This window comes from Intrasporangium sp., assembly GCF_030452765.1.
In the GTDB taxonomy this organism is placed as follows: Bacteria; Actinomycetota; Actinomycetes; order Actinomycetales; family Dermatophilaceae; genus Intrasporangium_A.
This window is the reverse complement of sequence record NZ_JAKDLO010000135.1, coordinates 1-13,014: the sequence shown is the minus strand read 5'-3', so window position 1 is coordinate 13,014 and position 13,014 is coordinate 1. Positions and strand designations below refer to the sequence as shown.

Genomic DNA, 13,014 nt, shown 5'->3' with positions numbered 1-13,014 from the left:
CTTCGCCACCGACTCGGACGGCGGTGACCCGAGGATCGCCGATGTCCGGTCCCGGCTGAACACCGCCTGGACCGGCTCGCAGCGACCGCCGGCCAAGGCCAAGGCCAAGCTCGACTCGCAGGGCAAGATCTACGTCCGCGACCGGATCGCGATGCTCTTCGACGAGGGGTCGTTCGTCGAGGACGGCCGCTACGCGAACTCGCTCGCCAAGGGCCTGCCGGCCGACGGCGTCGTGACCGGCCGCGGCACGGTCGAGGGCCGACCGGCGATCGTCATCGCCAACGACCCGACCGTCAAGGCCGGCTCGTGGGGCAAGCGCACGGTCGAGAAGATCGTGCGGGCCACCGAGATGGCGTTGCGCGAGGAGCTGCCCATCTTCTGGTTCGTCGACTCGGCCGGAGCCCGGATCACCGACCAGGTCGAGATGTTCCCGGGCCGTCGCGGCGCCGGGCGGATCTTCCACAACCAGGTGGCCCTGTCCGGCCGGGTGCCCCAGATCTGCTGCCTCTTCGGGCCGAGCGCCGCGGGTGGTGCCTACATCCCGAGCTTCTGCGACGTCATCATCATGGTCGACGGCAACGCCTCGATGTACCTCGGCAGTCCCCGCATGGCCGAGATGGTCGTCGGCGAGAAGGTGACCCTCGAGGAGATGGGCGGGGCGCGGATGCACTGCTCGGTCTCCGGGGTCGGCGACCTGCTCGCGCAGGACGACACCGAGGCGATCGAGCTGGCCCGGCTCTACTTCTCCTACGTGCCGGGCAACTGGCGCGACCGTCCCCCTGCCTATGACGTCGAGGAGCCGCTCGAGCCGCTGACCAAGCACACGGTGCCGGAGAAGGAGTCGGTGCCCTTCGACGTCCACGCCGTCATCGACGGCCTCGTCGACGAGGACTCGTTCTTCGAGCTCAAGCCGCTCTGGGCGGGCGAGCTCGTCATCGGGTTCGGCCGCCTGGGCGGCGAGTCCGTCGGCATCCTGGCCAACAACTCGATGGTCAAGGGCGGTGTCCTGTTCACCGACAGTGCCGACAAGGCGGCGCGGTTCATCTGGCTGTGCGACGCGTTCAACATCCCGATCCTCTACCTGGCCGACGTGCCGGGGTTCATGATCGGCTCGGAGGTCGAACGCGGCGGGATCATCCGGCACGGCGCCAAGATGGTCTCGGCGGTCGCCTCGGCGACGGTGCCGCAGTTCTGCGTCGTCATCCGCAAGGCCTACGGTGCCGGGCTCTACGCGATGGGCGGGCCCGGCTTCGGACCCGACGCGACGATCGCGCTGCCGACCGCCCGGATCGCCGTCATGGGTCCCGAGGCCGCCGTCAACGCGGTCTACGCGAACAAGATCGCTGCCGTCGAGGCCGAGCAGGGGGAGCAGGCGCGGGACGCCTACGTCGCCGAGCGCCGCGCGGAGTACGAGCAGGATGTCGACATCGAGCGGCTCGCCGCCGACCTCGTGCTCGACTCGATCGTCGAGGCCGACGAGTTGCGCAGCGACCTGCAGCATCGCCTCGCGTATGCCGCCCATCGCGACCGGCACTTCAGCCTCAAGCGTCGCTCGGTCCCGCCCGTCTGATCGTTCCCTCGGCGCGCCTGCTCGAGGTCGGAGGGACCGGTGCTCGTAGGCTTGGGGAGCCACCGCGCCCGCAGGCGGGCGCCGGTGGCTTCGGTCAGCACGAGCCAGGGGGTCAGACATTCTCGCCACGGTCGAGTTCGCGGGACCGAGCGCCCGCCGCGCCAAGGTGCCGTTCTACCGTCGGTTCGAGGTGTGGTTCCCCGCCGCGGTGTACCTCGTCTCGCGGATCTTCGTGCTCATCGCCGGCACCTACCTGTCGCGGTACCAGATCGCCCTGCCGATCGGCCTCGAGCGGATCCGGATCACCTACCCTGTCCCCGCCGATCCCGGCTATCTCGGCGTCATGACGAACTGGGACGGCCAGTGGTATCGCGTCATCGCCGAGAACGGCTACCCCGGGGTCCTGCCGCGGACGGACCTCGGGGAAGTCGACATGAACCCGTGGGCCTTCTATCCCGTCTTCCCGCTGGCGGTCGGGGCGATCATGTGGGTCACGGGGCTGCCGTTCGCCATCGTCGGGCCGGTCCTGTCCACCCTCATCGGCTTCGCCGCGGTCCATCTGCTCTTCCGCCTCGTCGACCGCGCGGTCGGCCGCTGGGAGGCGATCGTCGCCGTCGTCGCGGTCTGCTTCTACGTCGCGTCACCGATCTTCTCGGCGTCGTACACGGAGTCGACCGCGCTGCTGCTCGTCGTCGTGTGCCTCATGCTCCTGCGCGCGCGACGCTATGGCTGGCTCGTGCTGGCGCTGCTGGTCCTGGCCCTGTCCCGCAACGTCGTCATCGCGATGGTCCCGGTGATCATCGCCCATGCCGCCCTCCGGTGGCGCCAAGGCGACGAGGGGTCCGATCCGGTCCGGTTCCGAGTCGGGATGGCTGTCCTCGCGCTCTATGCCGGGGTGCTGACCTGGCTCTGGCCGTCGATCGCCTCAATCGTGACCCAGACGCCGGGCGCCTACACCCAGACGATGCTCGCCTGGCACATCAAGACGAGCCTCAAGCTCTACCAGTGGTGGAACCTGGTCTACGACTACGCCGGCATCCTCGGCCAGGTCGGCGGCATCATCGCCGTCGCGGCCTATGCGTGGTGGATGCTCTCGAGGCACTCCTGGCGGTGGGGTCCCGAGCTGTGGGGCTGGGCCGGCGCCTACCCGGCGTACCTGCTCCTCGTGACGAACACCACGCCGAGCCGGGTCCGCTACGCGATGCTCGCCTTCACCATGGCGCTCATCCTCGCCTCGGCCCTGAGGTGGCGGCCGTGGCGCCGCTACCGCTACTGGCTGTTGGGGGCGGTGGCCGTCGCCGGGGCAGCACAGATGTGGTGGTACACGGCGAACTACCTCGTGATCGACACCCTGTCCACGACCTCGTTGCTCTACCCCTGACCGGTCGCCGGTGTGACGACCTCGAACCAGCCGATCCCGGCGTCGTTCAGCAGGTCCCGCAGCAGGGGCAGGGACAGGCCGACGACGTTGTGGTGGTCGCCCTCGATCCGGGTCACGAACGGGCCGCCGAGACCGTCGATCGTGAAGGCTCCTGCCACCCGGAGCGGCTCACCGGTCGCCACGTAGTGCCGGATCTCTTCGTCGGTGAGCTCGGCGAAGTGCACCGCAGTCGATGCCGTGGCACCGATCGTCGCGCCCGTGCCGGCGTCGCGGTCGTCGATGAGCCAGTGTCCCGTGTGGAGCAGACCCGACCGGCCCCGCATGCGTCGCCATCGGGCGGCCGCCTCGGCCGCGTCCGCAGGCCTGCCGTGCACCTCCCCGTCGAGCTCGAGGACCGAGTCGCAGCCGAGGACGACACCGGACACGTCGTTGCCGCTGGCCACCGCCTCGCACTTGGCTCGGGCGAGCAGCAGCGCGATGTCCTCGGGAGGCAGGGCGCCGTAGCGATCGGCTGCCTCTGCGACCACCGCGTCCTCGTCGACGTCACTGACGACGACGACCGGCTCGACCCCCGCGGCCCGCAAGGTCGCCAGCCGGGCCGGGGATGCGGAGGCCAGCACGAGCGGGACGGTCCCGGTGGGCAGGCGCGAGGTGGGCGGCATACGGGCGAGCGTATCGGGGACACAAGTAGATCGGCCCCCGGCGCGATGCCGGGGGCCGATCCATGGTGCCCTGATCTGTCGATCCGGGTCAGGCGTCGATCACCAGGTGTAGAGCTCGTTGGCGATCTGCTCGCTGACCCCGCGGCTCACCGAGCCGGTGCCACCGACGACGACGACGTCGACATCGGTGTCCGCGACCGTGGCGAGCGCCGCCTTGGTCACCGGGGTCAGCTTGTTGTTCTGGGTGAGCAGGAGCGCACCGTCGTGGTTGGCGACCCAGCCGCCGGCCGCGACACCGTCGGCGAAGCCCTCGCCGCTGACCACCGCGATCTTCTCGATCGGGTTCTTGAACTTCGAGAACAGCATCGCTGCCGTCGCGTAGCGGTCGGAACCCGAGTTGGTGTCAGCGACGTCCTCGACGCCACCGCTCTTCGCCGCTGCCTCTGCCTGGCCGCCGACGGTGTGGATCTCGATGCCGTTGGCCCAACGACCGATCCGGTCACGCTGGTGCACCAGGAAGTCCATCGTGAAGCTGTCCATCTGGCCGTCCTTGGTGAGCAGCACCACGCCGGTGTTGTCGGCCGCGGCCGCACCGGCCGCCAGAGCATCCGGGAAGTTGAGACCGGTCGCGAGGTAGACGTTGATCGTCCGCTTCGTGGCGTTGGTCTCGTAGGCGCGGCGAGCGACCGAGACCGCGATGCCGGTCGCAGTCTCGAACCGGTCGATGCCCCGCTGCCGGACGACCGTGCCGGGAGCGCCGATGGCACCCTCGAGCTGGGCGCGCGCCGACTCCGGGAAGATGCCGGTGCCGCCGACGAGGATGGCGTGCTTGAACCCGCCGTCGGTGATGGCGGAGAGCACCCGGCTGTCGATGGAGCCGGTCTTCGTCAGCAGGATCGGCGCGTCGTAGACGTCGGCCAGGGGGCCGGCGGCCAGCGCGTCGGCGAAGACGTCCGAGCGGGCCACGATGACCCAGTCGTTGCTCCGCTTGGCGTTCCCGTTGGCGGTGAACCACTTCGTCGAGGAGTGCATGAGCTTGATCGCCGTGCTGACACGGTCGGGCCCTGCCACCCGGAAGAGGTTGTCGAGGTTGTTGTCGATGGTGAACTGCTTGCCCATCGAGTCCGAGTTGTCCTGGTACGGATCGGTGGGTGAAGCCATGGCCGCGGTCGAGAATGCGACCGCCATGGCGAGTGTGGCGCCGACCACGGAGGTGGCGCGGAGTGTCTTGCTCATTGGTGTCTCCTGATCCTGTTGTCTGCTTCGCATGCACGCCCCTGCCCCCCCGTTTGAGGCCGGATCTGTTGGGTGTGTTGCATTCCCTGTCGTGCATGCAACGTGAACGTTAGCGCACCAAAACGACACCGCAAGGGCAAATGGCGAAATTCTTGAAATGCCGTCAAGCTCACTTATCGGATAACATGGGTAACGTCCCATCTTATCGGGCGAAAGGGACGATGATGGATGATTCGACCCTCGAGAACGTTCTCGGTAGGCCTCTGTGGGGTACGGAGGACTGCGTCCCGGACAAGTTGGTCGAGCGCGGTTGTGCTGACTTCGAGCCTCGTCAACTGTCCTGTACTGAAAGAGAATTCGTACTACAGGGGGTCACTCGGTGACTCGGTGCCGTCCAGCTGCATCGGTTGTGGGCTGATCGAGGCCGCACCGAAGAATAGGACATTTGAGCGTGAATGTGACCAGGCGCCCCACAGTCCGATATTTCGAGCATATTGGCGTCCGTTCCCGGGCAAACGAAGGCCCTCCCCTCTTCGATGTGAGGGGAGGGCCCGCGCTTGTCACGCTCGCAGACGAAGCGGAGACGAGGCCAACATTAGGTCATTGCGGGTCGCCCTGTTATCACTCTGCTTTATGGAATGGTGGTTTGCCCTGAAATGAGAGGTCGCCGAGCACCGCGTCCCGCAGCGTGTCCAGGCCGACCCCGCCGATGTCGAGTGCCCGGCGGTGGAAGGCCTTGAGGTCGAAGGCATCGCCCTCGCGCCGGCGCACCTGCTCACGCAGCTGCAGCCAGAGCCGCTCGCCGATCTTGTAGCTCGGTGCCTGTCCGGGCCAGCCGAGGTAGCGGCTCAGCTCGAAGCGCAGGACCTTCTCGTCCATGAAGCCGTAGCGGGTCAGGTAGGTCCAGGCCTTGTCGTAGTCCCAGGCGCCGCCGCCGACCTCCTGAGGTGCTTCGAAGTCGCAGTGCACGCCGATGTCGATGACCACGCGCGCAGCCCGGAGCGACTGTCCGGCAAGCCATCCCATCCGGTTGCCGGGGTCGTCCATGTATCCCAGCTCGGCCATGAGCCGCTCTGCGTACAGGGCCCAGCCCTCGCCGTGACCTGAGGTCCAGGCCGCAAGCCGACGCCACCTGTTGAGCAGCCCGGAGCGGTACACGGTCTGCGCCACCTGCAGGTGGTGGCCCGGGACACCCTCGTGGTAGACGGTCGAGAGCTCGTTCCACGTCCTGAACTCGGTGTTGCCCTTCGGCACGCTCCACCACATCCGCCCGGGCCGGCTGAAGTCCTCGGACGGACCCGTGTAGTAGATCCCCCCGGTCTGGGTCGGGGCGATCAGGCACTCGATCCGCTGCACCGGCCCGGGGATGTCGAAGTGGACGTCCTTGAGGTTGCTGATGACCTCGTCGGCGCGTTCCTGCATCCACGCCTTGAGCGCGTCGGTGCCGTGCAGCTCGTACCGCTCGTCGGCGTCGAGGATCTCGACACCCCGCTGCACGCTCGCACCTGTCTCCAGCCCGTCGGCGATCGCCTGCATCTGCGCCGTGATGTCGGCGACCTGCTGCTGACCCCATCGGTAGGTCTCCTCGAGGTCGACGACGGCACCGAGGAAGTAGCGCGACTCGAGCGCGTACCGGTCGCGACCGCAGGCGTCGGCCTCCGGGGCGTGGGGGAGCAGCTCACGCTCGAGCCAGCCCGCCATGTCGCGGTATGCCGCCGACGCCGCGTTCGCAGCGTCCGCGAGCCGGGTCCTGACGTCGCCGTCGAGGGTAGCTGAGGACCCGTCTGCCTCGGTGACCGCCGCTTTGTCGAGGATCGTCGTGAAGTAGCCGTCGTCGTCGCTGAGGTCGCGACACTGCGTCGCCGTCTCGCGGACCTGGCGCGCGGGTGAGACGAGGCCGCGGTCGCGGGCCGCAACGAGCGAGCGCTGGTACTGCTCGAGAGCGGCCGGGATCTTGGCCATGCGGGTCGCGACGACGCGCCAGTCGTCCGCGGTGCGCTGCGGCATCAGGTCGAAGATGTCACGGACCTCCTGCAGCGGGGAGTTGATGACGTTGAGCGACATCTCGTCGAGGCCGGCGGCATACCGTTCCTCGTCGAGGCCGAGCCGCTCGGCCATCGCGGCGATCGTGACCTGGTCGACCTCGTCGACGGGAGTTGCGTCGCGCAGCTCCTCGAGAGTGCGACGCCGCAGCTCGCTCTGGGCGGCGAGGCCTGCCGGGGAGAGGTCGTCGAGGTCCTCGTCGTGGCCGGGGATGCCGAGATAGGTGGCGCCGATGGGGGACAGCTCGACCAGCCGATCGAAGTAGCGTTCGGCGATCCGGTCGACCGTGGTTTGTGGGCGTCGGCCCGGGCTTGCATCACTGGTTCTCGTGGTGTCGGTCACCCGCCGAAGGTATCCCAGCCACCGCCGACACAGTCGTCCAGAGATGCGGGAGATCGGACGTGCGTCACCAGCTGTTGTAGGGTCGCGACGAACCGCCAGCTTGCCAAAGGGGATCGCACCATGGCGACGGACGCCCGTAGGTGGACATTGCGTCCTGCTGTAGCCGACGATGCTCCCGCGTTGCAGGAGCTGTTCGCCGTGGTGTTCGGCCACGACCGTGGCGCGGAACACCACTCCTGGAAGTTCGACCGCAACCCGGCCGGGCCCCCGGTCGTGGTCGTCGCCCAGGACGGTGCTCGCATCGTCGGTCAGTACGCCCTGTGGCCCATGCGGCTGGCCATCGGGACTGACCTGATCCTGGGCGCACAGTCCCTCGACACCATGACGCACCCAGACTACCGAGGGCAGGGCATGTTCACCGCCTTGGCGAGAGAGTGCATGGACTTGGCCACGCAACGTGGCATAGAGGTGCTGTTCGGGTTCCCCAACGAGGCGAGCTATCCCGCCTTCGTGGGCAGGCTCGACTGGGACCACACCGGAGACGTTCGCCAGTACTCCAGGATGCTCAAGCCGTCGCTGCACCCCCGGACCCCGGCGTGGGCTGGCGCCCTGAGCGACGCAGCCGCGAGGTGGCTCCCCCGAGGCGGTCGGACGGACGTCCCCGTCTCCGGCAACCCCGCACCAGCCGAGCTGTCCCGGCTTGCGGCGGCCAGGCACGATCGGCAGACCTGCGCTGTGGATCGGTCCCCCGAGTACCTCGCTTGGCGGCTGGGGTCCGGCTCGGGCCAGCACTATGAGTGGGTCGTCGTCGGCCCGCCCGAAGACCCCCACGCCGTCGCTGTATGGGGCAAGGACCCGTTCTCGACGCGAGCACGACTCGTCGAGCTCGAGGGACGCACTGCCGATGCTCTGGCATCGGCAGTGGCGCTGACCACGCAGAATGCCCTTCAGCAGGGCCGGAGCGAACTGCTCGCGTTCGCCCAGCGCCCGGATCTGCGGGCGGTGCTGAGGAGGGCAGGCTTTGTCCCACGCGGAGGACTGCCGCTCATCGTCAGGAAGCAGACCGGCAGGCTGATGCGCGGGAACGTGCACCGACACTCGGCATGGTCGGTGTTCGGAAGCGACCTGGACACCTACTGAGTCGATGAGGAGCCGTCTGGTGCAGTCCGTCGCCCCGCCTCTGCCCATCTCGACCCCCGATGGGGCGAATCAGTGCACCCATCCGGACGTGCTCTACCTTGAGGACGGCTTCGTCGGGTACCCGTACGTCATGGCGATGACCCCCTACCCCTTCGGTGAGGACAGGTTTGAGAATCCCTGCATTCGGGTCTCCCACGATGGGATCGCCTGGACCTCGCTGCCCGGCGCTCCCGATCCGGTGGTCCAGCCGTTGACGGACACCGACTGGCACTGGTCCGACCCTGACCTCGCCTTCGTCGACGGCACCTTGCACCTCGTCCTACGCGGGTGCACGCGAGGGAATCCCGAAGCGGAGCTCTTCGTGACCACCACCCGAGACGGTGTGGTGTGGACACCCCTGCGGCGGTTCCACAGCGGCCGGCACGTGGTGTCCCCGTCGATGGCGTGCCGGTCCGGCCACTGGTTCATGTGGCATGTGGAGGCCGGCTCCCGGGCGGGCGAGATGAGCTCGCGGCTGGTCCGCAGTTTGGGTGCTGACATCGAAGAGCTTCGAGATGCCACCGAGTGCACCCTGGACCTACCCGGACATGTCCTCTGGCACATCGATGTCATACCCACGGAGGAGGGCTGGGAGGCGCTGTGCGCGGCATACCCCAACGGCACCGACGCCAGCCGCTGCGCGCTCTTCCACGCGATGAGTGACGACGGGATCACCTTCACCGCCACGGACCCCAGGCCCGTCCTGGCACCTCGGCCGTTCTCCTGGTGCTCTCGCGCCATCTACCGTTCCACGATGATCAAGACCGGGCCGACGACCTACCGCGTCTGGTATGCGGGCTGCTCCTGGGCGCAACGCTGGCAGATCGGTTTGGCGGAAGGGCCGATTCACCGGCTCAGCAGCGTGCCAGGACATCCTGGGGGACGTACGGGCGACACCATCCTCGAGGCTGTGCGCGCGCGGACCGGATACCTCGCCATGCACCACACCCCACCCGCTCTGAAACGCGTGGCGCGCCGGGTCATGGGCTCGGTGCGCCGGACCCAGCCCCACCGCCGCCAGGTCAGCGGCCGCGGCTGACGACGAGGATGACCCTGTCGGCGGGCCGGAGCGTCTCACCCGGCCCCGGGGTGGCCTTGATGACCTGGTTGCGCGGCGCGTCGGAGGCGACCATCCGCCACTTGAAGTCCAGGCCGTTCGCCTTGATCGCCTGTTCGGCGCTCGCGAGGTCTGAGCCGACGAGGCCCTCTGGGACGACGCCCGGCCGAGCTGCTTGCGGTGTGGGAGTCGACTGGTCGGTGGTGGGCGCGGTGGCGGACGGTGTGTTCGCGGACGGCGGGGCAATCGTCACGCCCGGGATCCCGCCGGAGAAGAGCGAGGCACCGAGGGCGACGACCAGGACGAGTACGAGCGAACCGAGCACCCAGGCGACCCGGCTGCGACCGGGCCGAGCGTCGTGGTTGACCGGGCGGTTCGGCAGGGGCTCGCCAAGCTCGTCCGAGGGCTCCCGCTGCGTCCTGGGCTGTCTCCTCGGTGTGGGAGTCGTCCTCGGTGACACGACGGCCACGCTCGGCGCAGCCTCGGACGGAACGGTCGGCAGCGGTCGCGTCAGGGCCCGGGTCGACAACGGAAGCGGTCGGGTGTCCCCGTACCGCAGCCCGTCCGCCATGGCCTCGGCGCTCGGGTAGCGATCGCCCGGCTCCCGGCTGGTGGCCCTGGCCACGACCTCGTCGAGCCCGCGGGGCAGTCCGGGCACCAGTTCACTCGGCGGCGGGACGTCCTCGGACAGGTGGCGCATCGCGACGGTAACGGGGGTGTCGCCCGAGAAGGGCACCCGCCCGGTGAGCATCTCGAAGAGCACGATGCCGAGCGAGTAGAGGTCCGACCCCGGGCCGGCGGACCCGCCACGGCTGACCTCGGGTGGGAGGTAGGCCGCCGTGCCCATGACGGTGCCCGTGTCGGTCAGTGGGGCCGCACCGAGCGCCCTGGCGATGCCGAAGTCGGTCACCTTGACCGTGCCGTCGGGCGTGACCATGATGTTGCCGGGCTTGATGTCCCGGTGCACGATGCCCGCACTGTGCGCGGCGGCGAGGGCGGCGCAGACCGGCGACGCGATACCGACCGCCTCCTGCGGCGGGAGCGGAGCACGGTCCCGGAGCAGCCGGTCGAGGCTGCGCCCGGCAAGGTACTCCATGACGATGAAGTGGCTTGCGCCATCGACGCCGTAGTCGTAGACCCGCGCGATGTTCGGGTGCGAGAGGCCGGCGGCGGACATCGCCTCCCGACGGAACCGCTCGACCGCCTCGGGTGAGTCGGTCAGCCGTTGCGCGAGGACCTTGACGGCCACCTGACGCCCGAGCCGTTGGTCTGTCGCGAGGTGGACCTCGCCCATGCCACCCGTCGCAATGACGCCTCGCAGCACATAGCGCTCGGCGAGGCGGTTGGGGGACATGAGATCGACGGACACGTGCGACCACGATACGCGACGCGGTGTCTTCGACGCCAATCTCAGCGAGGGAGGCTGCTGGTCCGCCAGCCTCCGACGGTGGCGCCCGGGCCGGCCAGGCGCCACGCCGGATCCGCCCACGCCGAACGGCGAGGTGTGCGCACATCGGCCGCCCCGCCGGCCGCGGACAGGACCGCGACGAGAGCGGCGATCTCCTCCGCGCTCGCGCCCCCCGTGACGCGGATCACCTGCGTCGAGTTCGCTTCGCTCGTCATAGCGGGATGTTCCCATGTTTCTTCGGGGGCAGGCTCTCGCGCTTGTTCCGCAGTGCACGAAGCGCCCGGGTCACGTTCATCCGCGTGTTCGAGGGCGAGATCACCGTGTCGATGTAGCCGCGCTCGGCCGCGATGTACGGGTTGGCGAGGGTCTCCTCGTAGTGCTCGACGAGCTCCCGGCGGTGCGCCTCGACGTCACCGCCCTGGCCCGACGTCGTCGCGAGCTCCTTGCGGTAGAGGACGTTGACGGCGCCCTGGGCGCCCATGACGGCGATCTGGCTCGTCGGCCACGCCAGGTTGATGTCGGCGCCGAGGTGCTTGGAACCCATGACGTCATACGCCCCGCCGTACGCCTTGCGGGTGATGACGGTGATCTTCGGCACCGTAGCCTCGGCGTACGCGAAGATGAGCTTCGCCCCGCGCCGGATGATGCCGTCCCACTCCTGGGCCGTGCCGGGCAGGAAGCCGGGCACGTCGACGAAGGTGATCACCGGCACGTTGAAGCAGTCGCACGTGCGCACGAACCGTGCCGCCTTCTCGGACGCGTCGATGTCGAGCGTGCCGGCGAACTGCATCGGCTGGTTCGCGACGATGCCGACCGGCATGCCGTCGATGCGGGCGAAGCCGGTCACGATGTTGGGTGCGAAGAGGGGTTGTACCTCCAGGAAGTCAGGGCCGTCGTCGCCCCCGTCCACGATGTGCTCGATGACCTGCTTCATGTCGTAGGGCACGTTCGGAGAGTCCGGGATGTACGTGTCCAGCCACCGGTCGTCCTCGGTGACCGTGAGGTCGGACTCACCTTCGTCGAAGGCAGGTGGCGTCTCCAAGTTGTTGCTCGGCAGGTACGACAGGAGAGCCTTGACGTACTCGATCGCGTCCTGCTCGTCGGTGCCCATGTAGTGGGCCACTCCCGACTTGGAGTTGTGCGTCTTCGCCCCGCCGAGCTCCTCGAAGCCGACGTCCTCGCCGGTGACCGTCTTGATGACGTCGGGCCCGGTGATGAACATGTGCGAGGTCTGGTCGACCATGACGGTGAAGTCGGTGATGGCCGGTGAGTACACCGCCCCGCCGGCGCACGGACCCATGATGAGGCTGATCTGCGGGATCACCCCGGAGGCGCGGACGTTGCGCATGAAGATCTCGCCGTAGAGGCCGAGTGATACGACGCCCTCCTGGATCCGGGCGCCACCGGAGTCGTTGAGCCCGATGACGGGGCAACCGATCTTCATCGCGAAGTCCATGACCTTGACGATCTTCTCGCCGAAGACCTCGCCGAGCGACCCGCCGAAGACGGTGAAGTCCTGCGCGAAGACGGCCACCTGTCGACCGTCGATGGTGCCGTATCCGGTGACGACACCGTCTCCGTAGGGCCGGTTCTTCTCCTGGCCGAACTGGTTGCTCCGGTGCCGGGCGTACTTGTCCATCTCGATGAAGCTGCCCTCGTCCAGGAGCATCGCGAGCCGCTCCCGAGCGGTCTTCTTCCCACGCGCGTGCTGCTTCTCGACGGCGCGTTCCGAGCCGGCGCTCGCGACCTCTGCGACGCGGCGTCTGAGGTCGGCCAGCTTGCCGGCTGTCGTGGTGAGATCGAGGGTCTGCGCAGGGGCCTGCTCCGAGGGCATGGCGGCAGCCTAGCCTTATCCGGGTGCGTACCCCGTTCGACGTGGACCTCGTGAACGCGGCCTTGATCACGCTGCCCGGGCACTGGCGGGAGATCGAGTTCCACCCTGCCCTCTCGTCGACGAACGACGAGATCAGGCGAGCCGTGCCGGCCTGGGGGGGCGCATCGGCTTCTCGGCCGGATGCCGCTCAGGCCGTCCCCGACGCACGTGCCGTCTGGCGGGTGGTGCTGACCGACCACCAGACCGGGGTGATCGCCAAGGCGATCACCGACTACGAGAAGAAGGCGGGCGTCAAGATCAAC

The 13,014-nt window shown here is 68.6% G+C and carries 10 protein-coding genes and 1 pseudogene; 5 read left to right on the top strand and 6 right to left on the bottom strand.

What is annotated here, in order from left to right; genetic code table 11:
• Positions 1-34 precede the first annotated feature (34 nt).
• The gene (locus L0H79_RS15735) at positions 35-1,570 is read left to right on the top strand and encodes an acyl-CoA carboxylase subunit beta (protein WP_301485577.1); all 1,536 of its coding nucleotides are present in this window, start codon (positions 35-37) and stop codon (positions 1,568-1,570) included.
• A gap of 166 nt (positions 1,571-1,736) precedes the next feature.
• Complete coding sequence (locus L0H79_RS15730; protein WP_301485576.1) at positions 1,737-2,951, top strand: hypothetical protein; 1,215 nt, start codon at positions 1,737-1,739, stop codon at positions 2,949-2,951.
• On the opposite strand, the gene L0H79_RS15725 is transcribed toward L0H79_RS15730, so the two are convergent.
• From L0H79_RS15725 to L0H79_RS15715, 3 genes are all read right to left on the bottom strand, one after another.
• Complete coding sequence (locus L0H79_RS15725) at positions 2,942-3,613, bottom strand: nucleoside triphosphate pyrophosphatase (protein ID WP_301485575.1); 672 nt, start codon at positions 3,611-3,613, stop codon at positions 2,942-2,944. The two genes, L0H79_RS15730 and L0H79_RS15725, sit on opposite strands and share 10 nt — an antisense overlap.
• A gap of 99 nt (positions 3,614-3,712) precedes the next feature.
• Positions 3,713-4,849 (bottom strand): cell wall-binding repeat-containing protein, encoded by a 1,137-nt coding sequence (locus L0H79_RS15720; protein ID WP_301485574.1) that lies wholly within the window; start codon positions 4,847-4,849, stop codon positions 3,713-3,715.
• A gap of 621 nt (positions 4,850-5,470) precedes the next feature.
• Positions 5,471-7,234 carry a DUF885 domain-containing protein gene (locus L0H79_RS15715; protein WP_301485573.1) on the bottom strand — a complete coding sequence of 588 codons (1,764 nt, stop codon included), beginning with the start codon at positions 7,232-7,234 and terminating at the stop codon, positions 5,471-5,473.
• Positions 7,235-7,354: 120 nt separating this feature from the next.
• On the opposite strand from L0H79_RS15715, the gene L0H79_RS15710 reads away from it, so the two are divergent.
• Positions 7,355-8,374, top strand: a complete 1,020-nt coding sequence (locus tag L0H79_RS15710; protein WP_301485572.1) for a GNAT family N-acetyltransferase — start codon at positions 7,355-7,357, stop codon at positions 8,372-8,374.
• A gap of 88 nt (positions 8,375-8,462) precedes the next feature.
• The gene (locus L0H79_RS15705; protein ID WP_301485571.1) at positions 8,463-9,452 is read left to right on the top strand and encodes a hypothetical protein; all 990 of its coding nucleotides are present in this window, start codon (positions 8,463-8,465) and stop codon (positions 9,450-9,452) included.
• Here L0H79_RS15705 and L0H79_RS15700 read toward each other — a convergent pair.
• Genes L0H79_RS15700 through L0H79_RS15690 form a run of 3 tightly spaced genes read right to left on the bottom strand, consistent with a single transcriptional unit; the run spans position 9,436 to position 12,712 of the window.
• Positions 9,436-10,839, bottom strand: coding sequence for a protein kinase (locus L0H79_RS15700; protein ID WP_301485570.1), 1,404 nt, complete (start codon positions 10,837-10,839; stop codon positions 9,436-9,438). The two genes, L0H79_RS15705 and L0H79_RS15700, sit on opposite strands and share 17 nt — an antisense overlap.
• A gap of 41 nt (positions 10,840-10,880) precedes the next feature.
• A complete protein-coding gene (locus L0H79_RS15695) occupies positions 10,881-11,093 on the bottom strand; it encodes an acyl-CoA carboxylase epsilon subunit (protein WP_301485569.1) in 213 nt (70 codons plus the stop codon).
• Positions 11,090-12,712 carry an acyl-CoA carboxylase subunit beta gene (locus L0H79_RS15690; RefSeq protein ID WP_301485568.1) on the bottom strand — a complete coding sequence of 541 codons (1,623 nt, stop codon included), beginning with the start codon at positions 12,710-12,712 and terminating at the stop codon, positions 11,090-11,092. The genes L0H79_RS15695 and L0H79_RS15690 overlap by 4 nt, the downstream gene beginning before the upstream one ends.
• Before the next feature lie 23 nt (positions 12,713-12,735).
• On the opposite strand from L0H79_RS15690, the pseudogene L0H79_RS15685 reads away from it, so the two are divergent.
• Positions 12,736-13,014: pseudogene (locus tag L0H79_RS15685) on the top strand (hypothetical protein); the annotation flags it as partial.